This window comes from Streptomyces filipinensis (assembly GCF_014649495.1).
In the GTDB taxonomy this organism is placed as follows: domain Bacteria; phylum Actinomycetota; class Actinomycetes; order Streptomycetales; family Streptomycetaceae; genus Streptomyces; species Streptomyces filipinensis.
Genome location: NZ_BMTD01000001.1, coordinates 198,962 through 224,721, shown reverse-complemented (window position 1 = coordinate 224,721; position 25,760 = coordinate 198,962). Strand labels below are relative to the sequence as shown.

The window sequence follows — 25,760 nt, the reverse complement described above, 5'->3', positions numbered from 1 at the left end:
CGTTTTCCATGCAGTTGGCCGGGGGGTCGGCACGTCAGGCAACAGGAGGACGCAATGCGCACGAGCATCCGCCGGTCCCAGCGGCTGATGGCCCTCGCGGCCGTCGCCGCACTGACCACGGGGCTGCTGGCCGGCTGCGCCAAGGACTCGGACGACGACGCGTCGGACGGCTCCGGCGGCGGAAACGGCAGTGGTAAGGGCAAGATCACGCTGACCATCGGCACCTTCGGCGTCTTCGGCTACAAGCAGGCCGGCCTCTACGACGAGTACATGAAGCTGCATCCGGACATCAGCATCAAGGAGAACGTCACCACCCGTACCGACGTGTACTGGCCGAAGGTGCTCACCCGTCTGCAGGCCGGCTCCGGCACGGACGACATCGAGGCCATCGAGATCGGCAACATCACCGAGGCCGTGCAGACCCAGGCGGACAAGTTCGTCGACCTGGGCAAGGAGGTCGACAAGTCGCAGTGGCTGGACTGGAAGAACGCCCAGGCCACCACCAAGGACGGCAAGCTCATCGGGCTCGGCACCGACATCGGCCCGATGGCCGTCTGCTACCGCAAGGACCTGTTCCAGCAGGCCGGGCTGCCGACCGACCGGACCGAGCTCGCCCAGATGTGGAAGGGCGACTGGAGCAAGTACGTCGACGTCGGCAAGCAGTACATGAAGAAGGCGCCCAAGGGCACGAAGTTCGTGGACTCGGCGTCCTCCGTCTACAACGCGGCGGTGGGCGGTGCGAGCGAGCGGTACTACGACAAGGACGGCAACGTCGTCTGGGACAGGTCCGCGGGCGTGAAGAAGGCCTGGGACGCCGCCATGACCGTCGCGACCAGCGACATGTCGGCCAAGCTGAAGCAGTTCGACCCGACCTGGGACCAGGGCTTCGCCAACGGCACCTTCGCCTCCGTCGCCTGCCCGGCCTGGATGATCGGCTACATCGAGCAGAAGTCCGGTGACTCCGGCAAGGGGAAGTGGGACGTGGCGGCGGCCCCGGCGGCGTCCAACTGGGGCGGCTCCTTCCTCGGTGTGCCGACCGCGACCAGGCACCAGAAGGAGGCCGTCGCGCTGGCGAAGTGGCTGACCGCGCCCGAGCAGCAGGCGAAGGTCTTCGCCAAGCAGGCCAGCTTCCCGTCGACCCCGTCGGTGTACACGAAGCTGAAGCCGCAGGCCGACACCACGGCGTACTTCTCGGGCGCCCCGCTCACCCAGATCTTCTCCGACTCGGCGAAGACCATCCCCTCGCAGCCCCTCGGCGCCAAGGACAAGCCGATCGACAACGCGATCAGCGACGTCGGCATCCTCCAGGTCGAGCAGAAGGGCAAGTCGCCCGCGCAGGGCTGGGACGCCGCGAGGAACGAGATCAAGGACGTGCTCGGCCAGTGACCCGCCCCAAGCAGGCTCTCGCGCACTCCGCGTCGAGCGCCGAGGCCGCGCCCGGCACCCCGCCGGGCGCGGCCCGGGGCGCTCGGGGTCGCGGCACGCCGGCGGGCGCCGTCTCCTGGCGCAGCCGGTTGTACCGCTGGGACATGAAGGCGTCGCCGTACGCGTTCGTGTCGCCGTTCTTCGTCCTGTTCGCGGCGTTCACCCTGGTGCCGCTGCTCTACACGGCCTGGTACTCCCTGCACCATGTGCAGCTGTCCGCGCTGGACCACCAGACCTGGGCGGGCCTGGACAACTACCGGAACCTGTGGTCCTCGGACTTCTTCTGGAACGCCCTCAGGAACACCCTGACCATCGGTGTCATCTCGACCGTGCCGCAGCTGCTCGCGGCGCTCGGCCTCGCCCACCTGCTGAACTACAGACTGCGCGGCTCCACCGTCTGGCGTGTGGTGATGCTGACCCCGTACGCCACCTCGGTGGCGGCGGCGACCCTGGTGTTCACGCTGCTGTACTCCTGGGACGGCGGCATGGTCAACTGGCTGCTGCACTTCCTCGGGTTCGGTCCCGTCAACTGGCGTGAGTCCGACTGGGGTTCGCAGTTCGCGGTGTCGTCGATCGTGATCTGGCGGTGGACGGGCTACAACGCGCTGATCTACCTCGCCGCGATGCAGGCGATCCCGACGGACCTGTACGAGTCGGCGGCGATCGACGGCGCGAACCGCTGGCAGCAGTTCCGGCATGTGACCGTCCCGCAGCTGCGCCCGACGATCCTGTTCACGGTCGTCGTGTCGACCATCGGCGCGACCCAGCTCTTCGGTGAGCCCCTGCTGTTCGGCGGGGTGAGCGGGTCCAAGGGCGGGTCCGAGCACCAGTACCAGACGCTCGGTCTGTACATGTACGACCAGGGCTGGATCATCGGCAACCTCGGCAAGGCGTCCGCGATCGCCTGGTCGATGTTCCTGATCCTGCTGGTCATCGCCGCGATCAACCTGCTGCTGACCCGACGGCTGAGGAAGTCCCGATGACCACCAGTGAACTGACCCTGTCCCAGGGCGCCGGCCGGACGCGACGGTCCCGGGGCCGCGGGGGTGCCGGCAAGCAGCTGCACGCGGGCCCGGTGACGTACGTCGTGCTCACCGTGTTCGCGCTGGTCTCCCTGGCCCCGCTGGTGTGGACGGCGATCGCCGCCTCCCGCACCTCCCACCGGCTGGACGAGACCCCGCCGCCGCTGTGGTTCGGCGGCAACCTGTTCAGGAACCTCCAGTCCGCCTGGGACCAGGCGGGGCTCGGCACCGCGATGTTCAACTCGGTGATCGTGGCGGGCACCATCACGGTGAGCACGGTGCTGTTCTCCACCCTGGCCGGATTCGCCTTCGCCAAGCTGCGGTTCCGCTTCTCCGGCCTGCTGTTGCTGCTGACCATCGGCACGATGATGATCCCGCCGCAACTGGCCGTCGTGCCGCTGTACCTGTGGATGTCGGACCTCGGCTGGTCGAACCAGCTGCAGACGGTGATCCTGCCGAGTCTGGTGACGGCGTTCGGCACCTTCTTCATGCGCCAGTACCTCGTGCAGGCGCTGCCGGCCGAGCTGATCGAGGCGGCCCGGGTGGACGGCGCGAGCAGTGTCCGGATCGTGTGGCACGTGGTCTTCCCCGCGGCGCGGCCCGCGATGGCGGTGCTCGGCCTGCTGACGTTCGTCTTCGCCTGGAACGACTTCCTGTGGCCGATCATCGCCCTGAACCAGCAGAACCCGACCGTGCAGGTGGCCCTGAACTCGCTCGGCACCGGCTATGTCCCGGACCAGGCGGTGATCATGGCGGGCGCGCTGCTCGGCACGCTGCCGCTGCTGCTCGCGTTCGTCCTGTTCGGCAAGCAGATCGTGGGCGGGATCATGCAGGGCGCGATCAAGGGCTGACGTCTCCTTCCCAGGGGCCGGGCCACCGCCGCCCCGGCCCCTCCGCCACCACTACGCCAGTCTTCCGCGACCTCGATGGGAGCGCTTCCATGCCTGAACCCGTTACCTCCGTGACCTTTCCTCCCGCCTTCCTCTGGGGCGCCGCGACCTCGGCGTACCAGATCGAGGGGGCGGTGCGGGAGGACGGCCGTACGCCCTCGATCTGGGACACCTTCAGTCATACGCCGGGCAGGACGGCCGGCGGCGAGACCGGTGACATCGCCGTCGACCACTACCACCGCTACCGCGACGACGTGGCGCTGATGGCGGAGCTGGGCCTGACCGCTTACCGCTTCTCGGTCTCCTGGTCCCGGGTGCAGCCCACGGGCCGGGGCCCGGCGGTCCAGCGCGGCCTGGACTTCTACCGCCGTCTGGTGGACGAGCTCCTCGCCCATGGCATCAAACCGGCGCTCACCCTCTACCACTGGGACCTGCCGCAGGAGCTGGAGGACGCGGGCGGCTGGCCGCAGCGGGACACCGCGTTCCGGTTCGCCGAGTACGCCCGGCTGGTCGGCGAGGCGCTGGGTGACCGGGTGGAGCAGTGGATCACCCTCAACGAGCCCTGGTGCAGCGCCTTCCTGGGATACGGCTCCGGTGTGCACGCCCCGGGCCGCACCGACCCGGTGGCCTCCCTGCGCGCCGCCCACCACCTGAACCTGGCGCACGGCCTGGCGGCCTCGGCGCTGCGCTCGGTGATGCCGGCCCGGAACGAGATCGCGATCAGCCTCAACTCGTCGGTCGTACGGCCGCTTTCCGAGGACCCGGCCGACCTCGCGGCGGCGCTCCGGATCGACGACCTGGCCAACGGGATCTTCCACGGCCCGATGCTGCACGGGGCGTATCCCGCGTCACTGCTGGAGGCGACGTCCTCGGTCACCGACTGGTCGTACGTCCACGACGGCGACACGCGCACGATCAACGTCCCGCTGGACGCGCTGGGCCTGAACTACTACACCCCGGCCCTGGTGTCGGCCGCGGCCCGCCAGACGCCTCCGGGCCCGCGCGCGGACGGCCACGGCGCCAGCGAGCACTCCCCCTGGCCGGGCGCCGACGACGTGCGGTTCCACCAGACGCCGGGCGAGCGCACGGAGATGGGCTGGACGATCGATCCGACGGGCCTGTACGACCTGATCACGCGGTACACGAGGGAGGCACCCGGGCTGCCCCTGTACGTCACGGAGAACGGGGCCGCCTACGACGACAAGCCCGACCCCGACGGCCGTGTGCACGACCCCGAGCGCATCGCGTACCTGCACGGCCATCTCTCGGAGGTCCGCCGGGCCATCGCGGACGGCGCCGACGTCCGGGGCTACTACCTGTGGTCCCTGATGGACAACTTCGAGTGGGCCTACGGCTACGGCAAGCGGTTCGGGGCGGTCTACGTGGACTACGCGACGCTGCGGCGAACACCGAAGTCGAGCGCCCGGTGGTACGGGGAGGCGGCGCGAACGGGGGTGTTGCCGGGGGTGGAGCCGCGGGTCTGAGCGCGCCGGCAGGACGTGCGGTGCCGCGCCTCGCCGTGTCTGCCGGCTGCGGGGCCCGGGCCGAAGATCGACCCGGGCCGGAACCGCATAGGCGCGATCATGCCGAGCTGGTCTTTGCTCGCGCCGTCCGGCGTGTCAGTCCAAGGCGCCGAACGCCTTCGCGAAGGCGTTCTCGTCCTGGGCGATCGAGCTGCAGGTGGCGTCGGCGGTGGGCTTGGTGCCGCCGGCGCACTGCTTGTCGCGGGTCGCGGACCACATCGACAGGCCGCCGAGGCCCTTGGACTTGGCGAAGTCGACCAGCTGGGTGGCGTCGTCGACCTTGAAGACCTCGGAGGAGACGTCGTTGACACCGATCATCGGGGTGACCGCGACGGTCTTCCAGGCCGCGGCATCGGACCGGCCCAGAACGCTCTTGACCTGCGCCTGGGTGGCGGTCGCGGCCTGCTCGGCGTAGGTGCCCATGTCGCCGTTGTACGAGGGGCCGTAGTCCATCGCCATGATGTTGACCGTGCTGATCTCCACGCCGTTGGACTTGGCGTCGGACAGGAGGTTCACGCCGTCCTGGGTGAGGCCCTCGGGCATCACCGGGAGGGTGAAGGAGACGTCCAGGCCCGGGTGCTGTGCCTGGAGCTTGGCTATCGCCTTCGCCCGGAGCGTGTTGGCGGCCGTGTTCGGCAGCGCGCCGCCCTCGACGTCGAAGTCGACCTTGGTGAGCTTGAACGCGTCGACCGCCTTGCCGTACGCCGACGCCAGCGCGTCCACGGAGGAGCAGGTGGTGGCCAGTTCGGAGCCGGAGGCGCCGCCGAAGGAGACCCGGACGTCACCGCCCTTGGCGCGCAGGGAGCCGATCTGCGCGGCGACGCCGTCGCTGGTCAGGTCGGTCACGCCGCCCCATTTGGGGGTGCAGCCGCCGCCGTCGGTGACGAAGGCCAGGTTGTAGTTCTTCACGCCGGTCGCGTCGGCCGCGCCGAGCAGGTCGAACGCCGGGTAGAGGGAGGTGTCGACGTACGGGGCGAAACGGGCGGAGGCGGTGGTGCCGCTGCCCGTTCCGCTGCCGGTCGTGCGGGAGGCGGTCGGGGCCGGAGTGGCGGTCCGGGTCGGGGCCGGCGTGCTCCCGGTCGGGGTGGCGGTCGGCGCCGGCGGCCGGGTCGCGGTGGGACGGCCGCTCGGCTCGGGGGTGGGGCTCGCGTCCGCGGAGCACTGGGCGTTGTCGATACGACAGCCCGTCGGGGCGCCCTTGCCGTCGACCACGAAGCCGACGGTCACCGACTTGCCGGGGGCGAGGCCCTCGGTGTCCCACTTCGCGGGCTTCACGGTGACGTGCGTGCCGCTGACGCTCGACTCGCCGTTCCACAGGGAGCTGAGCCTGGCGCCCGCCGGGAGGTCGAACTCCAGCGTCCAGGTCTTCTCCTGCTGCCCGCTGTTGTTGGTGACGACGTACTGGGCGGTGTAGCCGGTGGACCAGTCACTGGTCCGGGTGTACGCGGCGTTCACGCCGGCCGCGTTGGCGGTGCCGGTGAGCAGGACCGCGCCACCGCCGACGACGGCCGCGGCCACGACGCCGCCTATCGCCTTGTTCCTGCCACTGATCCTGCGCCGGTGCGTGCTCATGCGCGTGCCTGCCTTCGCTGTTCACGGGGTGGGGTGCGGCAGCACGCTAGCGATCCGGAATCGGGCAAACGGCCTGATAGGGGCGGCCGTTGCAGACCTTAGGGTTCGCTTAAGGAAGGGATCGGGGACGATTAATGGTCGAGACCAGTCAGGACCGGTTTGCCCGACCGGCGTCTGCGCACCCGCCCGCGCGCCACCGGCTTGCGCCCGTCCAGCTGGAACCAGATCCGCACCTCGGTCCCGCCCAGCACCGAGGAGCCGATGCGGACGTCCCCGCCGGTGGACTCGGCGAGCCGGCGCACGATGTCGAGGCCGAGACCGGTCGAGCCGGTGTTCCCGGAGCCGCGGCCACGGGCCATCGCGGCGTCCGGGTCGGGTATGCCGGGGCCCGCGTCGGACACCAGCACGATCACCGCGTCCTCGCCGTTGTGCACGTCGACCGCGAAGGCGGTGCCCTCGGCGGTGTGCCGGAAGACATTGCCGAGCAAGGCGTCGAGGGCCGCGGCCAGGTCGGGGCGGCCCACGGGTACGCGCACCGGCCGCTCGACGCCGGCCACCCGCCACTTGCGGCCCTCGTCCTCGGCGAGCGCGGACCAGAACCCCATGCGTTCGCGCACCACTTCGGCCACGTCGCATCCGGCGCCGGGCCCGGCCGCGACCGTCTGCGGCTTGGCCTCCCGGGCCGTACGGATGATGGTGTCGACCTCGCGCTCCAGCTGGGCGACGGCGGCCCGGGTCTGCTCGGCGGCCGGTCCGCCGCCCAGGGAGGCCGCGTTGAGCCGCAGGACGGTGAGCGGGGTGCGCAGCCGGTGGGAGAGGTCCGCCGCCAGCTCCCTCTCGTTGGCGAGGAGCTGGACGACCTGGTCGGCCATGGCGTTGAACGCCACCGCCGCCAGCCGGAGTTCGTTCGGGCCGTCCTCCGGCACCCGGGCGCCCAGCCTGCCCTCGCCCAGTTCGTGCGCGCCCTGGACCAGCCGCTGGGCGGGTCGCACCATGCGCACCCCGAGCCGGTCGGCGACCGCGACCGAGCCGACGATCAGCGCCAGGCCGACGGCCGCGAGCACCGCCCAGGCGGTGCCGACACCGTGGGTCACCTCGGACTCGGGGACGTAGACCTCGACGACCGCTATGGCGCCGGAGCCGAGCGCGACCGGCTGGAGCAGCGTGAAGCCGCCGGAGACGGAGGTCGTGGAGGCGCGGCCCATCTTCCGCACCGCCTGGATGTCGCGGTCGGCGGCGCGCTGTCTGCCGAGGTCGAGGGCGGACCGGCCGTCGGTGGCGGGCAGATGGACGGCCATGCCGGAGTCGGCGCCGGCGGAGGCGACGACGCGCTCCAGTTTGTCCCGGTCGGTGGTGATGGACAGCGCGGGCGCCACCGCGGCGGCCTGCCGCTCGGCGCCTGCGAACGCCCGGTCGCGGGCCATCTCCTTGACGACCAGCCCGAGCGGGACCGCGAAGGCGACCACGACCATCGTGGTCACCGCCAGGCAGACCTTGACCAGGGCCCATCTCATCGCGCCGGCTCCCCGTCGCGCCCGTCGGCCGGGGGCTCGATCTTCACGCCGACGCCCCGGAGGGTGTGCAGATAGCGCGGCCGGGCGGCCGTCTCCCCCAGTTTCCGGCGCAGCCAGGACAGATGCACATCGATGGTCTGGTCGTCGCCGTAGGACTGCTGCCAGACCTCGGCGAGGAGTTCCTTGCGCGCGACGACGACCCCGGGGCGGCCGGCGAGGAAGGCGAGCAGGTCGAACTCGCGGCGGGTGAGGTCGAGGCGGACGCCGTCCAGTTCGGCCTGGCGGCGCAGCGGGTCGACGGTCAGGCCGCCGACGCGGAGCACGGACGAGGGCGGGGCCTCCGCGCCGCCGGAGCGGGCCCGGCGCAGTACGGCCGCGATCCGGGCGGAGAGGTGCTCGACGGAGAACGGCTTGGTCAGGTAGTCGTCCGCGCCGGCGTTGAGCAGCCGGACGACCTCCGTCTCGTCGTCCCGTGCGGTGGCGATGATGACGGGCACGTCGGTGATGCCGCGGAGCATCTTCAGCGCCTCGGAGCCGTCCAGGTCCGGCAGTCCGAGGTCCAGGATGACCACGTCGAAGGGGAAATGCGCGACCTCGCGCAGCGCCTCCAGCGCCGTACCGACACTGCGCACGGTGTGTGCGGCGTCGGTCAGGTGCCGGATGAGCGCCGAGCGTACGAACTGGTCGTCCTCGACCACGAGCACACTTGCCATGCGCCGCACCGTACGCCATGCGGAGCACACCGGGCGGGCGCCTGTGGACAACTCGGAGCATGTGCGCACCGCGGTGTCCCTGAGGCAGTATGGCCCGCGATGCGCAGAGGACTCGTACACGTACTGGCGTGGCTGCTCGCGACGGGAGCGGCGGTCACGCTGTCGTGGTGGGGCGTGCACACGGTGATGGCCGGGACGGCGTACGACCCCCCGCGCGCCCTGCCCGTCACGGACGCCGGTGCCACCGCGCCGGGTACGAAGGCGCTCGGCTCGCCGACGCACCGGCCGTCCCCGTCGGGGCGGCCGTCGGCCGGTCCGCCGGCGCACACGCCGGCCCCCGCCCGCAGGCCGACGCCCTCCGCCACCTCGTCGGCGTCCGCCGCCGGCCGGGTCAAGTCCTACGACACCGACGGCGGCCGGGCGGTGTTCGAGCTGGACACGTCCAGCGCGACCCTCGTCTCGGCGACGCCGGGTACCGGCTGGTCGATGCAGGTGTGGAAGACCGAGACGTGGATCCGCGTGGAGTTCAGCCGGGGCACGGACCGCGTGTCGGTGTTCTGCACCTGGCACGACGGGCCGCCGCACGTGGAGATCGGGAACTACTGAGCGCTCACCGGAACACCGAGGGCGGCGGTGCCGGTGAGGCGACCGCCGCCGCGTCCGTCACGGGGACCGCGCCGCCGGTGAAGTCGCTCAGCGGCCTGCCGTGTTCGACCCGGCCCGGGTGCGGGTCGGAGGCGGCGCGGCGGGTGAGTTCGGCGAGCGGGAGCGGGGCGTCGGAGGCGACCAGGACGGCGTTGCCGAAGCGCTTGCCGCGCAGGACGGCCGGGTCGGCGATCAGCGCGAGTTCGGCGAACCGGGCGGCGGCGGTGGCGATCTGGCCGCGCAGATGGGCGAGCGGCGGGCCGTCGGCGAGGTTGGCGGCGTAGACCCCGGACGGCCTCAGGGCGCGGCGGACCTCGTCCAGGAACTCGGTGGAGGTGAGGTGGGCGGGGGTGCGGGCGCCGCTGAAGACGTCCGCGATGACCAGGTCCGCCCAGCCGTCCGGCACCTTGGCGAGACCCGCGCGGGCGTCGGCCGAGCGGACCCGGATCCGGGCGTTCGGGTCCAGCGGCAGTTCCCGGCGGACCAGTTGGACCAGGCTCGCGTCCCGCTCGACGACCTGCTGGGTGGAGCGGGGTCGGGTGGCGGCGGCGTACCGGGCGAGGGTGAACGCGCCGCCGCCGAGGTGCACGGCGTGCACGGGCTTGCCGGGCGGGGCGACGAGGTCGATGACGTGGCCGAGGCGGCGCTGGTACTCGAAGGAGAGGTACGCGGGGTCGTCCAGGTCGACGTGCGACTGGGGCGCGCCGTCGATCAGCAGCGTCCAGGCCCGGCTGCGGTCGGGGTCGGGGACGAGCTGTGCGAGGCCGCCGTCCACCGCCTCCACGACGGCTTCGACGGCGGTCTGCCTGCGCCGCGTGTCCCGCGTCTGCCGTGGGTTCCTGGACCTGCCCATCGGACCATTTTCGCAGCAGGCCGGGGCGGGCGCCTCACCGGCAGTTGTCGGCCGCCTCGATCATCCGGGCCGCCTCCCCGAGGGCCCGGCGCAGCACCGCCGGGTCGGTGGCGAGGTCGGCCTCGCCGGGCGGCAGCAGCCAGTCGGAGCCCTCCACCGGCGGCTGCGGGGTGAGTCTCAGTCCACGCCCGTCCGTCTCCGTGCAGGTGCTGCCCGGCACGTCCCAGCCGGCCGCCGTGCCGGCCGGGACCAGGAAGCCGAGGGTGGCGCAGCCGCCGTCGTGCAGCACGGGGCCCATCGCGTCACCGGCGCCGCGCCGCAGGATGTCGACCGCCTCAAGGCCCTGCCGGGCCGGCACCGTCACGAGGTCGCAGGCCGCCGCGGCCTCCGCGGCCGACGACGGCGACGTACACGGTTCGTTGCTCTGGCTGGTCTCCATGCCGGCCTCCACCACACAGCCCTGTTGCGGTCCACGGGGTCCAACGCGTGAACGCGTCAACGGCTACGGCACAAGTGCGCCGCAAAGGATGGCACTTCATGGCAGATCGTGGATGAGATATCCGGTTTGTAGCCAAACACTGCGTGGCGGGTCCTTCACAGCAGGTACGTTCATGCCCGCCGGAACCAGGGCGTCACTCGGACAACTCGTCACGAAACCGTCCCGGATCCGGCATGGTTCGACGGTTCGCACGAGAGGACCCGGCCATGGCGTCGTCAACCGTGACCTCGTCACAGCCCGAACGGCCACCCCGGCCGAACCTCGCCTTCCGGCACCTGCGTGGCAGTCGTTCACCCGCCGAGTTCGCGGCACTGGTACGCCGTGCCGCGCGCGAGATCGGTGAACGGGTGAGCTGTGACGCGCGTTACGTCGGCAGGGTGGAGGCGGGCGAGATCCGCTGCCCCAACTACGCGTACGAACGGGTGTTCCTGCATATGTTCCCCGGCCGCACGCTCACCGACCTGGGCTTCGCGCCCCGCTCGTCCGTCCGCGGGCGCGCGGCGCGGACGACGGCGGACGGGCCCGAGGTGCTCCTCACCGCTGAGGGTGGGGGACACGGCGCCGGTGAGACGCCGGCGGCCTTCGAACCGTATGAACCGCAGGACCCGTACGGCCCGCACGAGCCGCACGCGAAAGACCATCTGAACCACGAGGAGAGCGACGTGCTGCGTCGCGCATTCATGACCGGCGGGGGCGCCACGGTGGCCGCCGCCACGCTGGGCCCGCTGCGGCTCACCACGGACGCCGCGGCCACGGTCCGGCCCGCGCGCCGGCCCGGCAGCCCCGAGGCGGCCGCCCTGGAGGAGGCGGTCCGCCGTATCCGGCTGCTCGACGACCGGCACGGCGCGGACGGTCTCTACCGGCGCGCGGCGGCTCCGTTGCGCGCGGCCTACGCGCTGCTGGACGCCGGGGCGACCCGGCAGACCACCGCCGACCGGCTGCACTCGGGCGCCGGTGAACTCGCCATCTCCGTGGGCTGGCTGGCGCACGACTCCGGCCGCTTCGACGACGCGCGCTCGCACTACGCGGAGGCGCTGGCCACGGCCCGTATGACCGGGGACCCGGCGCTGGAGGCACACGCCTTCTGCAACACCGCGTTCCTGGCACGGGACGCCGGCCGCCCCCGGGAGGCGGTCCGCGCCGCGCAGGCCGCCCAGCGCGCCGCCCGTCCGCTGGGCTCCGCCCGCCTGATGTCGCTGCTCGCCCTGCGCGAGGCGGGCGGCTGGGCGGGGCTCGCCGACCGCACCGGCTGCGAGCAGGCGCTGGCGCGGGCACAGGCCCTCTTCTCGCGAGGCCACTCGGACGCCGACCCCGAGTGGATGAGCTTCTACGGAGAGGCCGAGCTGGAGGGTCTTGAGGCGCAGTGCTGGTCCACGCTCGGCGACTGGCGGCGCGCGTCCCGGCACGCGCGCCGGGCGGCGCATCTGCAGGATCCGCACTTCACCCGGAACATCGCCCTGTACATGGCCGAGCTGGCCGACGACCTGGCCCGCGAGGGCCGTCCCGACGAGGCGGCCGCCGCGGGCTTGAAGGTGCTGTCGTTGCTGGACCAGGTCCAGTCCTCCCGCATCCAGGGGATGCTGGCCGGGACGGCTCGGGTGCTGTTGCCTCACCGGCGGGCGTCGGGCGTCTCCGACTTCCTGGACCGGCATGCTTCTGTGCCGAGAACGGGGCGGGCGTAGCGGGCAGTCGGGGTGCGGGCGGACCGTGGTCGCTCGCGCAGTTCCCCGCGCCCCTTCGGGGGCGCTCCCGCCCCCTATGCCGCCAAGTGACCCACGTCGTTCCAGCTCTCGATCGCCGGCTCGCCGTAGGCCCAGCCGAGGACGGACAGCGAGGTCGGGTTCAGGCGTATCCGCGCGGCGAAGTCCAGGGGCAGGCCCAGCCAGCGCGCGCCTATGGAACGCAGCATGTGACCGTGCGCGAAGACCAGGACGTCGCGGTCGGACGAGCGGGCCCAGGAGACCACCTCGTCCGCGCGCGCGGTCACCTCGGCGAGGGTCTCGCCTTGCGGCACCCCGTCCCGCCAGATCAGCCACCCCGGCCGCACCGCCTGGATCTCGGCCGGCGTCATGCCCTCGTAGGCGCCGTAGTCCCACTCCATGAGCGTGTCCCACACCGTGGCCCGGTCCCCGAAGCCGGCCAGTTCGCACGTCTCACGCGCGCGTGCCAGCGGACTGGTGCGCACCTCCACCCCGGGCAGCCCGTCCAGCGGAGCGCGGTGCAGCCGCTCACCGAGCAGCTTGGCTCCCCGCCGGCCCTCCTCCAGCAGCGGCACGTCGGTCCTGCCGGTGTGCTTGCCGGACAGCGACCATCCCGTCTGTCCGTGCCGGGCCAGCAGGATGCGCGGTGCCATGGGGGGCCTTTCCGGGAAGGGGACGTCACGGACGCCACGAGAACGACGAGAGAGGACTTCTCCATCATCGCTCACACCCGTTCGGGGCAACCCGGCGGGCGATCCCCGCGTCTTTGTGGGCCGGAGCGCCGTCATGGGCGGGATACGGACACCGTAAAGTGGCACGGTCGCCCTCCGGGGCGGGCCGCACGCAGAAGGGGGAGGGCGATCGGATGCCGCAGACCGAGACACCGGGCACCGAGGTGGCCCCGCGAACCCGGCTGCGCTGGTGGACCGAGCTGCCCCTGATCCTCCTGGTCTACGGCTGCTACTCGGCCGGCCGGCTCCTCGCCCGCGGTGACGTCTCCTCCGCCGTCGACCACGGCCTGGCGATCCTGCGCTTCGAGAAGGCCCTGCACCTCAACGCGGAGCACCCGCTCAACCGGCTGTTCACGCGCGAGCCCTGGCTCGGTGTGCCGGCGGACTTCTGGTACGCCTCGCTGCACTACCTGGTCACGCCCGCGCTCCTGATCTGGCTGTTCCGGACCCGCCCCGAGCACTACCGGCGGGCCCGCACCTGGCTGATGACGTCCACGTTCATCGGCCTGATCGGCTTCACGCTGCTGCCCACCTGCCCGCCCCGGCTGCTCTCCGCCGGTCACGGGTTCGTGGACACCATGGCGCACTACAGCTCGTACGGCTGGTGGGGCGCCGAGGCGAGCGCGCCGCGCGGCATGGGCGGGATGACCAACCAGTACGCGGCGATGCCGAGCCTGCACGTCGGCTGGGCGCTGTGGTGCGGGGTGATGCTGTGGCGCCACGGACGCACCCGGCTCGCGAAGGTCCTCGCCGTCGGCTACCCGCTCGGGACCGCGCTCGTGGTCATGGGCACGGCCAACCACTACTTCCTCGACGCGGTCGCGGGCATCGCCGTGATGGGCGTCGGCCTCCTGCTGGCGCCGCCGGTGATGCGGCTCGTGGACCTCCTCCGGGCCCGCCTGTCCCCACGCCGCACACCGGTCACGGACGGCACGGGTTCCCCGATTGTCAGTGCCGGGTGCCAGACTGCCGCGGGTGAGCGAATTCCACGGCAGCGCGAGTCCCGGCTCGACGCCGGGGCCGAACCGGACGCCTCCCCCAGCGACGCGGGCGAAGGGGCTGCGGCACCGGCTCGCTGAGCTGCGCGGTCCCGACGTACCCGCCAAGGCCCTGGACGCGCGCGCCCTCGCGGCGCTCGCCGCGAACCCCGGGTGCGCCAGGCGGGCGATCCTGGACGGCGCCGGGGTGGACAAGGCGCGACTGGCGAGCGCGCTGGGCACACCGTCCGCGTTCGGTCAGTCGCAGTTCGCGCTGACGCGCGGGAACGCGTTCGAGGCGAAGGTGAAGGCCGACGGCGGTGCCGAGCTGCTCCGGCTGGTGCACGCCCGGCTCGACCCCGGCGCCCCGGCACCGGAGGGGGCCGCCGTACCCGACCTGACCGCGCACGGCCCCGAGGGGCGTACGGCCCGTACGGCGCTGGCGCTGCGCGAGGCCACCCGCGCGGGCGGCTGGACGCTGCTGGACCATCCGATGCTGGCGCTGGACGTGGCCGGCTCGCTCGCCTTCCTGGAGCCGGACGCGGTGGTGGTGCACCCCGACGGCAGCTGGTCGGTGGTGGAGATCAAGTCCTTCCCGATGCTGGACGGGGCGGCGGACCCGGCGAAGGTCGGCGCGGCGGCCCGGCAGGCGGCGGTGTACGTGCTGGCGCTGGAGGAGGTCGCCGCGCGTCTCGGCGCGGAGCCGGCACCGGCTCGGGCGCCCCGTGACGGGAGCGCCCACCCGAGCGATCCGTCCGCGCGCGTGCACCACCGGGTGCTGCTGGTGTGCCCGAAGGACTTCTCGAACCTGCCCGCCGGTTCCGCCGTCGACGTCCGCAGGCAGCGCGCGGTCACCGCCCGTCAGCTGGCCCGGCTGACCCGGATCGAGGAGATCGCCGGGGCCCTGCCCGAGGGCACGTGCTTCGCGCCCGACCGGAGCGCCGAGGAGCTGACGGCGGCCGTGGCGGCGGTCCCGGCGGCGTACGCGCCCGAGTGCCTCTCCGCGTGCGAACTGGCCTTCCACTGCCGGGAACGCTCCCGCGAGCAGGGTGCCGTCACCCGCCTCGGCCGCCCCCTGCGGGCGGAACTGGGCGGGCTGACCACGGTCGAGGACGTCCTCGCGGCGGCCCGCGGCGAGAGGGGCGACCCGGACGACCCGGCGGTCGCGGCCCTGCGCCGGGCGGCGGCCCTGCGCGCCGAGGCCCTCCGGACGGCGGCCCCGCACACCAAGGCCCCGGCGGAGGTCACCCCGTGTCCCTGATCACCACCCTCGCCCGGCTGGAGGCCGTCGCCACCGGCCGGGCCCAGCCCTCAGCGACCGTCCGGCACCGGCATCTGTCCGCACACCCCCTGGTGTTCGTGCCGCTGACCACCGCCGGTGAGGCCGGCGCCCCGCTCGGCGCGCTCGTCGGCACCGACCGGGACGCCCCGCGCCTGCTGGTCGTACCGCAGCCCCGCGACCGCGATCTGCGCTTCACGTTCCTCGCCGAGCTGGCCGACGTCGTGCTGCCGTACATCGACGCCTACGCCGCCTCCGTGGAGGCGGCCGAGCGCACCGAGACCGACCCGGAGACCGGCAAGCGGGTCAAGGTGGAGGTGGAACTGTGCGCGGACGCGCCCCAGCTGATCGTGCCGAGCCGCGCGGGCCTGGACTTCGTACGGCTGCTGGGCCGCTCCATGCGTTTCCGCCGTACGGCCGAGCAGGACCCCGAGGCGCCCTACCCGGCGCCGCCCCGGGTGCCGCTGCTCGGCCGCTGGCTGACCCACTACGGCGAGCGTGCCCGGGTCCCCGGCTCCTCTTTGCTCCTCGCCCTGACCGACCTGCTGTCCCGGCACTGGGCGACCGGCCAGTCCAGCCTGGAGGACCAGCACCTGGGCGCCCTGCTCGCCTGGATCGACCCACCGCGGGACACGAGCGGCGCCGAGGCCGCGCGCCGGGCCGAGCTCGCCCGCGACGCCGCCGGGCAGCTGCTGTGCCCGCCGGCCGGTCCCGCCACCGACCCGGCGTTCGACAACAAGCTGCTGGCCCCGGCGATCGAGCGCTACGACCGCGCCCGCAGCGCCCTCGCCGCCGCCGAGGACGCCCTGGCCGCCGACGACCGGCTGGCCGCGCTCACGGCGGCCGAGCGGGAGATCCGCGACCTGGTGGCGAGCCGCACCCGGCCCACCTGGGACGCGGTGTGGCGGGGCCTGGACCTGCTGCGGACGCTGCCCGAGGGCGCGCGTACCGAGGAGCGCTGGACCCGCGACCGCTGGTCGTTCACCGGCCACCGCGACCGGGTGCTGGCGGGCGAACCCCCGCAGCCGCGCCGGGACGACGCGGTGACGGCGGCGAACAAGCTGGCCACCCGCGAGCGCGAGCAGGCCCGGCTGGAGGCGCAGGAGGCGCTGGACGACCCGCTGGTGATGGCGGGGCGGCGGCTGGCCGGAGAGGCGTTCGCGGGTGAGGTGACCGAGGTCGTCCTGGCGTACAGCGAGGGCAGGCGGCCGAGCCCGCGCCCGCTGGTGACGGTCCGCACGGACGACCGGCCGCATCTGGCGGAGGGCGCGAGGGTGTACCGCTCGCTGGGCGGCAGGCCGCAGTCGGCGGAGTTCGTCGGGTACGACGGCGAGGACGGTCTCGTGCTGCGGATCCTGGACAAGATGGGCCGCGGCAAGGAGCCCGAGCCCGGTTCGGTGCCGGAGAAGGGCGATGGGGTGTGCTTCACCCTCTTCGAGCACGAGCAGCGCGGCGGGGCGAAGCTGCCCGACCCGGAGGAGACCCCGTGGACGCACGGCGGGCCGCCGGGTGAGGCCGTGCCGGAGGCACCGGACACCGTGACCGAGGAGGACGCGCTGTGACGACCGTCGACCTCGATCCCGGAGCCGCGGCCGCCCGCGCCACCGAGGCGATCCTCCACGACACCCTGCACGGCACCGCCCGCGGTGTGGTCGTGGACTCCCCGCCGGGCGCCGGCAAGTCGACGCTCGTGGTCCGCGCGGCGCTCGAACTGGCAGAAGCGGGCCGCCCGTTGATGGTGGTGGCACAGACGAACGCCCAGGTCGACGATCTCGTTCTCCGGCTCGCCGAGAAGAACCCGGACCTGCCGGTCGGCCGCCTGCACAGCAGCGACAGCGACCCGTACGACAAGGCGCTGGAGGACCTGCCGCAGGTCCGCACGTCCGCGAAGGCGGCCGACCTGAACGGCCTGCCCGTGGTCCTGTCCACGGCGGCGAAGTGGGCGCACGTGAAGGTCGACGAGCCCTGGCGGCACGCGATCGTGGACGAGGCCTACCAGATGCGCTCCGACTCCCTGCTGGCCGTGGCCGGACTCTTCGAGCGGGCCCTGTTCGTCGGCGACCCCGGCCAGCTGGACCCGTTCGCGATCGTCGGCAGCGAGCAGTGGGCGGGCCTGTCGCACGACCCCTCGGCCTCCGCGGTGACCACCCTGCTGGCCCACAACCCGGGCCTGCCCCAGCACCGACTCCCGGTCTCCTGGCGTCTGCCGGCCTCCGCCGCGCCCCTGGTCTCGGACGCCTTCTACCCCTACACGCCCTTCCGCAGCGGTACCGGCCCCGGCGACCGCCGCCTCACCTTCGCCGTCCCGTCCGACGGCTCCGGCCCCGACCAGGTGATCGACGAGGCGGCGGAATCCGGCTGGGGCCTGCTGGAGCTGCCCGCCCGGCACACCCCGCGCACGGACCCGGAGGCGGTGCGGGCGGTGGCGACGGTCGTACGCCGCCTGCTGGACCGGGGCGGCGCGGCGACCTCGGAACGCCCGGCCGCTCCCACCCCCCTCACCGCGGACCGTGTCGCCGTCGGTACGGCCCACCGCGACCAGGCGGCGGCGGTCCGCACGGCGCTGGCCGAGCTGGGCATCACGGACGTCACGGTCGACACCGCGAACCGCCTCCAGGGCCGGGAGTACGACGTCACGGTCGTCCTGCACCCGCTGTCGGGCCGCCCCGACGCCACCGCCTTCCACCTGGAAACGGGCCGCCTGTGCGTGCTGGCCTCCCGGCACCGGCACGCCTGCATCGTGGTCTGCCGCGCGGGCGTGGCCGACCTCCTGGACGACTACCCGTCCACGGAACCGGTCCAGCTGGGCACGCTGGTGAAGTTCCCGGACGGCTGGGAGGCGAACCACGCGGTGCTGGCCCACCTGGCGGAACACCGGGTGACCTGGCGAGCGTGAGCGGGACCCGGCCGGCCGGCGCACCTCGCGGAACACCGCGTGAACTCGCGGCCATGAGGGGCCCTTGCGCGGGCGCGGGACAATGGACGATGGCCCACCTGAAGGCGGTGCCCAGCGAACCGTACGAGGAGGAGACAAGACATGGCGGAGCCCACGCCGCGTCGTCACGAACCGCGGCTACGCCCCGCGCCCCTGATCTTCGAGCCCGCGGAGGCGGCCGCCGATCCCGAGCACTTCTTCGACCTGGAGTCGATCGAGGATCCGCGGGCGCTGCTGGCCCGGGCCACGGAGCTGGCCCAGGCGTTCCGCGCGGCCGCCGACCGGGCCGTGGAGTTCCAGGCCGTCGCGGCGGCCCAGCTCGCCGATCCGCGCCGGTTCGACCGGCTGACCCCGGCGGACATCGCCGAGCGGGCGGAGTGGACCGAGGACTACGCGAAGAAGATGGTCGAGTTCGGGCAGGACCTGATGCGCGGCAACACCGAGGGCCGGACCTCCGCCGACCCCGTGTGACCCCGCGCCCGCGTCAACCCGGAGCCCGCGAGTTAACCCCTCTGGCATATGCCAGCGGGGCAAGATACTCCCCCTCCACCGCCTCTGTCCCGAATTTCTGCAACTCAGCGGAACAGCCTCCTCACCCCCGGTACATCTGGGTGGCATGAGCAGCACACCGAACGTCACCCGGGTCACCTCCGACGGAGTCGGCTGGCTCGCCTCGGCGGCCACGTACCCCCGCAGCGCGCTGGCCCTCTGGGAGGAGCGCCCGGACGCCCCCGTCGTCCTGCCCTGCGGCACCGTCTTCGACGTGGTGAGCGCGCCGGCGATCTTCGGCCGCCGGATGCTGGACCGGCTGTGGGACGACGGCCCGGGCTCCGGCCCGGTCGCGATGTTCCGGGGCCGCGTGCTGCTGTTCGCCGCGCCGGGCACGGCCCAGCGGCTGCCCTCGCTGCTGGCGTGGGAGGAGTGGGGCTCGAACCGTACGGAGGCGGTGCCGCCGCTGCTGTGCCACGGCACGGGCGACGCCGTGACGGTCCCGGCACCCACCGGGGACGACGGCGCCGGCGCCGCCCGCTGGCTGGTCGCCCCGGACACGCGTCACCCCTGGCTGCCGGGTCCGGAGGTGGTGCTCTGGGCGGCCGTACGGGCGGCCCGCGCGGCCGTGCGGATATCGATTTTTCCTCCCGCCGACCAGGATGCTAAGGTCTACGACGTCAGCAGGCGCCGCTAGCTCAGTTGGTTAGAGCAGCTGACTCTTAATCAGCGGGTCCGGGGTTCGAGTCCCTGGCGGCGCACGATGACGAATGGCGAGGCATGTCCGCTACAGCGCGGAAGTGCCTCGCCATCGTTTTTTCGCGCGGTCTCGCCATGCGGTGCGGGGCTTCGCCCCGTGTGTCAGCCGGTGACCCTCGGCGTGAGCCGCACCGTCCACGTCCCCGACGCCGATCTCCCCTCCACCTCCACCTGTACGCCCTCGCCGGGCACGGTGAAGCTCTCGCCCAGGGCGACGGGGGCGTCGGCGAGCGGTGGGTAGACCGAGTCCTCCCAGCAGGCCTCGCTGTGCGGGTGGGCGTCCACGACCTCCACCGGGCCGCCGCCGGACTCCGCTCCGCTGCGGATCCGGTACACCAGCACCCCCTGCCGGCAGCCGGCCCGGTCGTTCCCGGCCGGACCACGCACCTCGAAGCCCAGGGCGCTGTCCGGCCCGGTGCGCACGATCGCCAGCTTCACCCCGTGTCCGAGACCGAAGGCCGGGGCGCCCGCCGTGCCCTGCACCGGGCTTCCCTGGCCGGCTTCCAGCGGCTCCAGGGTCAGCCGGGTCGACCCCGCGCCGCGCACGCACATCACCTGACGCGGATCCAGCCAGCCCAGCTTCCACTTGTGCCAGGCGAACAGGTCCGGGGACAGCCCGAACTGGCTTCCCATCAGGTCCCAGTCGCCGACATAGGTGTCCCAGTCGCCCTTGCCGTCGACGGGACGGTGGTAGAGGTCGGGCAGGTCGAAGACATGACCGGTCTCGTGGGCGAGAACCAGCCGGTCCGGCGGGTGTTTCTCGAACACGGTGACGACCCGGCGGACGTCCGTGCCGTCCACGCGCAGGGGCGTGTCGAGGTTCACGACCTTCGTGGCGTCCGAGTCCACGCCGGGCGCGTCCGGATCGGCGACGAGGTACACGACCTGGTAGCGGGAGAAGTCGACCTCCCGGTCGGCGATCGCGAACGCGTCCCGCAGATAGGCGGCCCGGTCCTGCACGCTCCAGTCCCGCTTTATGGCGTACGCGGTGGACGGCCGGGGCATGCGCAGCCAGTGCTCGACCGGGTGCTGGCGCAGGGTGAACCTGCCGTAGGAGGCCCTTTCGAAGTAGCGGCTGGTGGCCGGGAAGTGGTCGGCGGTCAGCTGGGCGGGCGTGGTGCGTGGAGCGGAGTCCGGGAAGGAGAGGAAGACCATCACGGCGTCCAGCACGCCGGTCGGGCGGGTGTAGTCCGGGTTCCAGGTGTCCACGCCCTCGGAGTGGTGGGCGTCGGTGCGGTGCAGGGCGCAGGGGGTGGTGGAGAAGGGCTCGGCGACCGACGGGCTGCCGAGGATCGATGTCGCGGCGAGCGCCGACAGCGTGGTGCACACGGCGGCGGTGCTGCGCAGCATGGGCACGGACATGACCTCCGGACGCGGTTCGACAGGACCCGCATCCAGATTGCTGTTATTTAGTGCGCTATGCCCTGTTCATCTGCACCACAAGGGTGAGTGCGCCCCCCTGATGCTCCGGCGCGCTCCGGCGCCCGACACCCCGAAACACTCACGGAACGTCACAACTGGTCGGGGGCCCTTAGAACCCGCCCACGCGCGGGCAGAAACGATCTGTCAGAACCAGTGTTCGGTCCGGGACACTGGAGACCGGCTGGAAGGGCCCGGGGCCAGCCTCTATGATCGGCACACTTTCCGGCACGGACAGCGATCGAGTGCACTGCGGGAGCGAGCGGTGAGCGGAACGTCCGAAGGGCCGACGCCCGCGGCAGACCTCGACCGGTCAGCCGTCACAGACAGTGACCACACCACCTACCATCGTGTCTTCGCGACGGCCCCGCTCGCCATGGCCGTCGTGGACCGCGCCGGACTCGTCACCGGCGCCAACGCGGCCTTCGGCGAGCTGCTCGGCACCGATCCGGACACGCTCACCGGGCGGGTCGCCGCCGATCTGGTGGACCTGGCCTCGGACACCCGTAGCTGGCACGCCTACCGCGAGGTGCTGCGTGGCCGGCAGGCGAAGCTGCGCTGCACCCGCCGGCTGAAACATCCCGAGGGGCACTCGGTGTGGGTGCAGGTGACCGTGGCCCCTCTGACCGGAGAGGCCGGGGTGCTGCTGTCCGTGGCCGACATCAGCGCCCGCCGCGAACTCCAGGCGCGGCTGCGGCACTTGCAGATGCACGATCCGGTGACCCGGCTGCCCAACCGCACGCTGTTCTTCGAGCGGCTCTCGGCCGCGCTGGAGGCGGAGTCGTACGAGCAGAGCGGCACCGGCCGGATCGGCCTGTGCTATCTGGACCTCGACGGCTTCAAGGCCGTCAACGACACCCTCGGCCACCGCGTCGGCGACCGGCTGCTCGCCGCCGTCGCCGAGCGCCTGACCCGGGTGGCCGACGAGGCCGGCTACGCCCGTGTCGTGACCCCGCTGGTGGCCCGGCTCGGCGGCGACGAGTTCGCCCTGCTCGTGGAGGACTCCACCGGCACCGAACAGCTCGCCGAGCTCGCCGAGTCGGCGCTGAAGGCGCTGGAGGACCCCTTCGACCTGGCCGGGCAGCGGCTGTCGTTGACGGCGTCCATCGGTGTCGTCGAGCGGCACGCGGCGGGTACGACGGCCACGGGCCTGATGCAGGCGGCCGATACGACCCTGTACTGGGCGAAGGCCGACGGCAAGGCCCGCTGGACCCTGTTCGACCCCGAGCGCAACGCGCACCGGATGACCCGTCAGGCGCTCTCGTCCACTCTGCGCCCCGCCATCGACCGCGGCGAATTCGCGCTCGAATACCAGCCGTTGGTCGGCATGGAGGACGGCCGTCTCTCCGGGGTCGAGGCGTTGATCCGCTGGAATCATCCTCAGTTCGGCACACTGACGCCGAATCGGTTCATCGGACTGGCCGAGGAGGACGGCTCGATCGTGCAGCTCGGCCGCTGGGCGCTCGCCACCGCCTGCCGCCAGGCCCGCCGCTGGCAGCTGGACCACCCCGAGGAGCCGCCCATCTTCGTCAGCGTCAACGTGGCCGTACGGCAGGTGTGGGACTCGGACCTGGTGGCCGATGTGGCCAAGACCCTCTCCGAGACGGGACTCGCCCCGCACCTGCTCCAGCTGGAGCTGACCGAGTCGGCGGTGATGGGATCGGCCGGCCGGCCGCTGCAGGCCCTGCAGGCCCTCAGCGACATGGGCGTCCGCATCGCCATCGACGACTTCGGCACCGGCTACTCGAACCTCGCCTATCTCAGCCGGCTGCCGGTCTCGACGCTGAAGCTGGACGGTTCCTTCGTGCGCGGCTTCCAGTACGAGGCCGACAAGAACCCCGCGATCACGCCCAACCCCGCCGACGAGGTCATCGTGGAGGCGATGATCCAGCTCGCCCACCGGCTGGGCATCACCGTCACCGCCGAGTGCGTGGAGACCTCGGCCCAGGCCACCCGGCTGCGCCGGATCGGCTGCGACACCGGCCAGGGCTGGCTGTACTCCCGCCCGGTGCCGCCGGATCGTATCTCCGAGCTCCTCGGCGAGCAGACCTACGCGGTCGGCAATCCGTAGGCGTCCGCGATCAGCTCGTAGGACCGCAGGCGCAGTTCACCGCGGTGGGCGTGGGAGACGAGCATCAGCTCGTCGGCGCCGGTGCGCTTGTGCAGGTCGTCCAGGCCGGAGCGGACCTCGTCCGCGGTGCCGTGCACGATGTTGGCCGTCCAGGAGGTGATGAACTCCTCCTCCATCGGGCTGAACTCGTGCTTCTCGGCCTCCTCCGGGTCGGGGAAGAGGCCGGGGCGGCCGGTGCGCAGCCGGAGCATGTTCAGGGCCACCGCGCGGCTCTGGCGGCGGGCCTCGCGCGCGTCGTCGGTGGCGAGGGCGGAGACGCCGATGAGGGCGTAGGGCTCGTCGAGGACCGCGGAGGGGCGGAAGGTCTGCCGGTACAGGTCCAGGGCCGGGATGGTGTTCTGCGCGGAGAAGTGGTGCGCGAAGGCGAACGGCAGGCCCAGCATTCCGGCGAGGCGGGCGCTGAAGCCGGAGGAGCCGAGCAGCCAGACGGGCGGCCGGTGCGGCGACTGGACGCCGCCGGGGGCGGTGGCCTGGACGGGGCCGGGGATGGCGTGGATCCGGCGGTAGGGGTGCCCGTCGGGGAAGTCGTCGTCCAGGAAGCGGACGAGTTCCGCCAGCTGCTCCGGGAAGTCGTCGGCGCCCTCGTTCAGGGTGTCGGTGCGGCGCAGGGCCGCGGCCGTGGCGCCGTCCGTGCCCGGCGCCCGCCCCAGGCCCAGATCGATCCGCCCCGGCGCCATCGCCTCCAGGGTGCCGAACTGCTCGGCGATCACCAGGGGGGCGTGGTTGGGCAGCATCACCCCGCCCGAGCCGAGCCGGATGCGGTCGGTGTGGGCGGCCAGGTGGGCGAGGATCACGGCGGGCGAGGAGGAGGCGACGCCGGGCATGGAGTGGTGCTCCGCCACCCAGTACCGGTGGAAGCCGCGCGACTCCGTCAGCCGGGACAGCGCCACGCTGGTGCGCAGGGCGTCGGTGGCGGTACTGCCCGCGCCGACGGTCACCAGGTCCAGTACGGAGAGTGGGGCGGGGGCGGTCCCGTGCGTCGTGCCCCGGATCTCGTCTGCCTCGTCTGCCGACACGGTGTGGGCCTCCTGTTCGTGGCGTGGGCGCTGTCCTGCCCGGCCTTAACAGGAGACGGTCTCCGGTTATTCCGTGAGGCGGTCAGACCTGCACGAGCGGCTCCCTCGTGAAGAGCGTCCCCAGCGTCGGCGCGTTCACCCGCCGGTCCGCGAGCCTGAGCCCCTCCCACACCGACACCTGGTTCGCCGTGAGCACCGGCTTGGACAGCGCCTTCTCCAGCAGCGACAGATGCGCGGCCGTGTGCAGGGCCGTGTCCGGGAGCAGTACCGCCTCCGCGTCCGGGACGTCGGCCGCGCGGGCCAGTGTCAGCACGTCCTCCTCGCCCCACGTGCCGACCTCCGCGGCCGTGACGATCCCGGACGAGCGCATCCCGGTCACCTCAAGGCCCCCGGCCCGCAGGAAGTCCGCGAACAGCGCGGCCACGTCCTGCGGATACGTCGCCCCGACCGCGACCCGCCGTACGCCGATCTCCCGGGCGGCGTGCACGAAGGCGAACGACGTCGAGGACGCCGGCATCCCGGCCAGCCGGGCGAGGGTGCGCACCTGCTCCTGCGCGCCCTCCCAGCCGTGCACGAAGCCGCCGCTGGTGCAGGCCCACACCACCGTCTCGGCGCCGGTCAGCCGCAGTGCCTCCATGCCCGCCGCGAGCCGCTCGGCGGACCCCATCTCACGCAGCGCCGCCACCCGGTGCGCGTCCTCGCCGATGTCGGTGTGGACCAGGTCCACCCGGATGTCACTGCCCAGGAGCTGCTCGATGCGTGGATAGTCGTCCTCGGCGGAGTGGCCCGGGTAGAGGAATCCGAGTGCGGTCATGTCCAGCCTTCCTGCGTCTCTTCGGGCAGTACGGGAGGCCAGGCACGCGCGGCCTCGTCCAGCAGCGCCTGATAGGGCCCCACCGCTCGGGTACCCAGCCGGCGCAGTGCAGCCCACATCGTGACCTGGTTGGCGGACAGCACCGGAATGCGCAGCTCGGCCTCCAGCTGGGGGATCACGTCGTACGTCGGCAGGTTGGTGCAGGAGATGAACAGCGCGTCGGCGCTGCCGGGGCGGACCACCGCCTGCCGTGCCATGGCGACGACGTCCTGGTACGGCACCTGCCAGATGTGCCGGGTCAGCCCCATGAAGGCGCACCCGGCGACCTGGACGCCGGCCTCGGCGACGAACTCCTCCAGCGCCCGGGTCACCGACACCGTGTACGGCGTGACCAGGGCGAGCCGTCGTATCCGCAGCTCGTCCAGCGCCTCCAGCAGCGAGCCGGAGGTCGTCACGGACGGGGGCGCGCCCGCCAGGCTCATCGCCGCGCGCATCGCCCGCTCCCCGGCGATCCCGCCGACGAAGCTGCCGGAGGTGCAGGCGTAGGCCACGGCCTCGGGCGCGACGGCGGTCAGCGCGCGCACCGCGTCAGCGAGGGTCTCGTGCTCGCTGACCAGCCGGGCCAGGTCCAGGCTCACCTCCACCGGCACGAACGGGGTCCGGGTCAGATGCAGCGACACCTCGTCGGGCACCCAGCGCCACAGCTCGCGGTCGAGGGCGAAGTCGAAGGGAGCCACCACGCCGACACCGCGCTGGGGGCGGGGGCCGCCGAGAAAGGAGACGTCCATGGCACTGGCCTCACGGTGAGAGACGAGTGGGTAACGGATCGCGAGTACGCCCGTGTTGACGAAGGT

The 25,760-nt window shown here is 72.8% G+C and carries 23 protein-coding genes and 1 tRNA gene; 14 read left to right on the top strand and 10 right to left on the bottom strand.

Going from position 1 to position 25,760, the window contains the following annotated elements; translation table 11 throughout:
* Positions 1-54: 54 nt before the first annotated feature.
* From IE244_RS01000 to IE244_RS00985, 4 genes are all read left to right on the top strand, one after another.
* Positions 55-1,386: an ABC transporter substrate-binding protein gene (locus IE244_RS01000; protein WP_191870705.1), complete on the top strand. Its 1,332-nt coding sequence runs from the start codon at positions 55-57 to the stop codon at positions 1,384-1,386.
* Positions 1,383-2,408: a carbohydrate ABC transporter permease gene (locus IE244_RS00995; RefSeq protein ID WP_191870704.1), complete on the top strand. Its 1,026-nt coding sequence runs from the start codon at positions 1,383-1,385 to the stop codon at positions 2,406-2,408. Before IE244_RS01000 ends, IE244_RS00995 begins: the two co-directional genes overlap by 4 nt.
* On the top strand, positions 2,405-3,298 hold the full coding sequence (locus tag IE244_RS00990) for a carbohydrate ABC transporter permease (RefSeq protein WP_191870703.1): 894 nt from the start codon (positions 2,405-2,407) through the stop codon (positions 3,296-3,298). The genes IE244_RS00995 and IE244_RS00990 overlap by 4 nt, the downstream gene beginning before the upstream one ends.
* An 89-nt stretch (positions 3,299-3,387) precedes the next feature.
* Positions 3,388-4,821: a GH1 family beta-glucosidase gene (locus tag IE244_RS00985; RefSeq protein ID WP_191870702.1), complete on the top strand. Its 1,434-nt coding sequence runs from the start codon at positions 3,388-3,390 to the stop codon at positions 4,819-4,821.
* Between the two features lie 135 nt (positions 4,822-4,956).
* Here IE244_RS00985 and IE244_RS00980 read toward each other — a convergent pair whose 3' ends face one another.
* The 3 genes from IE244_RS00980 to IE244_RS00970 all read right to left on the bottom strand — a co-directional run bounded on the left by IE244_RS00980 (position 4,957) and on the right by IE244_RS00970 (position 8,659).
* Positions 4,957-6,432, bottom strand: a complete 1,476-nt coding sequence (locus IE244_RS00980) for a glycoside hydrolase family 18 protein (protein ID WP_191870701.1) — start codon at positions 6,430-6,432, stop codon at positions 4,957-4,959.
* Between the two features lie 131 nt (positions 6,433-6,563).
* Positions 6,564-7,946: a sensor histidine kinase gene (locus IE244_RS00975; protein ID WP_191870700.1), complete on the bottom strand. Its 1,383-nt coding sequence runs from the start codon at positions 7,944-7,946 to the stop codon at positions 6,564-6,566.
* A complete protein-coding gene (locus tag IE244_RS00970) occupies positions 7,943-8,659 on the bottom strand; it encodes a response regulator transcription factor (protein ID WP_191870699.1) in 717 nt (238 codons plus the stop codon). Before IE244_RS00970 ends, IE244_RS00975 begins: the two co-directional genes overlap by 4 nt.
* A 99-nt stretch (positions 8,660-8,758) precedes the next feature.
* On the opposite strand from IE244_RS00970, the gene IE244_RS00965 reads away from it, so the two are divergent.
* Positions 8,759-9,265, top strand: coding sequence for a hypothetical protein (locus IE244_RS00965; RefSeq protein ID WP_191870698.1), 507 nt, complete (start codon positions 8,759-8,761; stop codon positions 9,263-9,265).
* A gap of 4 nt (positions 9,266-9,269) precedes the next feature.
* On the opposite strand, the gene IE244_RS00960 is transcribed toward IE244_RS00965, so the two are convergent.
* Both IE244_RS00960 and IE244_RS00955 read right to left on the bottom strand, forming a co-directional pair.
* A complete protein-coding gene (locus IE244_RS00960) occupies positions 9,270-10,157 on the bottom strand; it encodes a spermidine synthase (protein WP_191870697.1) in 888 nt (295 codons plus the stop codon).
* A 34-nt stretch (positions 10,158-10,191) separates the two neighbouring features.
* Positions 10,192-10,596, bottom strand: a complete 405-nt coding sequence (locus IE244_RS00955; RefSeq protein ID WP_191870696.1) for a hypothetical protein — start codon at positions 10,594-10,596, stop codon at positions 10,192-10,194.
* Positions 10,597-10,862: 266 nt separating this feature from the next.
* On the opposite strand from IE244_RS00955, the gene IE244_RS00950 reads away from it, so the two are divergent.
* On the top strand, positions 10,863-12,338 hold the full coding sequence (locus IE244_RS00950; protein WP_191870695.1) for an NsdA family TPR-like regulatory protein: 1,476 nt from the start codon (positions 10,863-10,865) through the stop codon (positions 12,336-12,338).
* Positions 12,339-12,412: 74 nt separating this feature from the next.
* Here the strand turns inward: IE244_RS00950 and IE244_RS00945 are convergent, their stop codons facing one another.
* A complete protein-coding gene (locus IE244_RS00945; RefSeq protein ID WP_191870694.1) occupies positions 12,413-13,009 on the bottom strand; it encodes a histidine phosphatase family protein in 597 nt (198 codons plus the stop codon).
* Between the two features lie 212 nt (positions 13,010-13,221).
* Between IE244_RS00945 and IE244_RS00940 the strand changes: the two genes are divergently transcribed.
* The 7 genes from IE244_RS00940 to IE244_RS00910 all read left to right on the top strand — a co-directional run bounded on the left by IE244_RS00940 (position 13,222) and on the right by IE244_RS00910 (position 19,528).
* Positions 13,222-14,166 (top strand): phosphatase PAP2 family protein, encoded by a 945-nt coding sequence (locus IE244_RS00940; protein ID WP_191870693.1) that lies wholly within the window; start codon positions 13,222-13,224, stop codon positions 14,164-14,166.
* Positions 14,063-15,325 carry a hypothetical protein gene (locus IE244_RS00935; protein WP_373305693.1) on the top strand — a complete coding sequence of 421 codons (1,263 nt, stop codon included), beginning with the start codon at positions 14,063-14,065 and terminating at the stop codon, positions 15,323-15,325. The genes IE244_RS00940 and IE244_RS00935 overlap by 104 nt, the downstream gene beginning before the upstream one ends.
* Positions 15,316-16,905, top strand: coding sequence for a hypothetical protein (locus tag IE244_RS00930; protein WP_191870692.1), 1,590 nt, complete (start codon positions 15,316-15,318; stop codon positions 16,903-16,905). The genes IE244_RS00935 and IE244_RS00930 overlap by 10 nt, the downstream gene beginning before the upstream one ends.
* Entirely contained in the window at positions 16,902-18,239 is a 1,338-nt protein-coding gene (locus tag IE244_RS00925) for an AAA domain-containing protein (protein ID WP_191870691.1), read from the top strand. The genes IE244_RS00930 and IE244_RS00925 overlap by 4 nt, the downstream gene beginning before the upstream one ends.
* A gap of 141 nt (positions 18,240-18,380) precedes the next feature.
* Positions 18,381-18,749, top strand: coding sequence for a DUF8844 domain-containing protein (locus IE244_RS00920; protein ID WP_191870690.1), 369 nt, complete (start codon positions 18,381-18,383; stop codon positions 18,747-18,749).
* Positions 18,750-18,894: 145 nt separating this feature from the next.
* On the top strand, positions 18,895-19,464 hold the full coding sequence (locus IE244_RS00915) for a bifunctional DNA primase/polymerase (RefSeq protein ID WP_191870689.1): 570 nt from the start codon (positions 18,895-18,897) through the stop codon (positions 19,462-19,464).
* Positions 19,455-19,528 (top strand) — tRNA-Lys (locus tag IE244_RS00910). The genes IE244_RS00915 and IE244_RS00910 overlap by 10 nt, the downstream gene beginning before the upstream one ends.
* A 100-nt stretch (positions 19,529-19,628) precedes the next feature.
* On the opposite strand, the gene IE244_RS00905 is transcribed toward IE244_RS00910, so the two are convergent.
* Positions 19,629-20,888 carry a M6 family metalloprotease domain-containing protein gene (locus tag IE244_RS00905; protein WP_191870688.1) on the bottom strand — a complete coding sequence of 420 codons (1,260 nt, stop codon included), beginning with the start codon at positions 20,886-20,888 and terminating at the stop codon, positions 19,629-19,631.
* Between the two features lie 322 nt (positions 20,889-21,210).
* Here IE244_RS00905 and IE244_RS00900 point away from each other — a divergent pair, with 322 nt between their 5' ends.
* Positions 21,211-23,016 (top strand): putative bifunctional diguanylate cyclase/phosphodiesterase, encoded by a 1,806-nt coding sequence (locus IE244_RS00900; protein WP_191870687.1) that lies wholly within the window; start codon positions 21,211-21,213, stop codon positions 23,014-23,016.
* Here the strand turns inward: IE244_RS00900 and IE244_RS00895 are convergent.
* The 3 genes from IE244_RS00895 to IE244_RS00885 all read right to left on the bottom strand — a co-directional run bounded on the left by IE244_RS00895 (position 22,995) and on the right by IE244_RS00885 (position 25,694).
* The gene (locus IE244_RS00895) at positions 22,995-24,092 is read right to left on the bottom strand and encodes an LLM class flavin-dependent oxidoreductase (protein ID WP_191870686.1); all 1,098 of its coding nucleotides are present in this window, start codon (positions 24,090-24,092) and stop codon (positions 22,995-22,997) included. The two genes, IE244_RS00900 and IE244_RS00895, sit on opposite strands and share 22 nt — an antisense overlap.
* Before the next feature lie 82 nt (positions 24,093-24,174).
* Positions 24,175-24,906 (bottom strand): maleate cis-trans isomerase family protein, encoded by a 732-nt coding sequence (locus IE244_RS00890; protein ID WP_191870685.1) that lies wholly within the window; start codon positions 24,904-24,906, stop codon positions 24,175-24,177.
* Positions 24,903-25,694 (bottom strand): maleate cis-trans isomerase family protein, encoded by a 792-nt coding sequence (locus IE244_RS00885; protein ID WP_191870684.1) that lies wholly within the window; start codon positions 25,692-25,694, stop codon positions 24,903-24,905. The genes IE244_RS00890 and IE244_RS00885 overlap by 4 nt, the downstream gene beginning before the upstream one ends.
* Between the last annotated feature and the right edge of the window lie 66 nt (positions 25,695-25,760).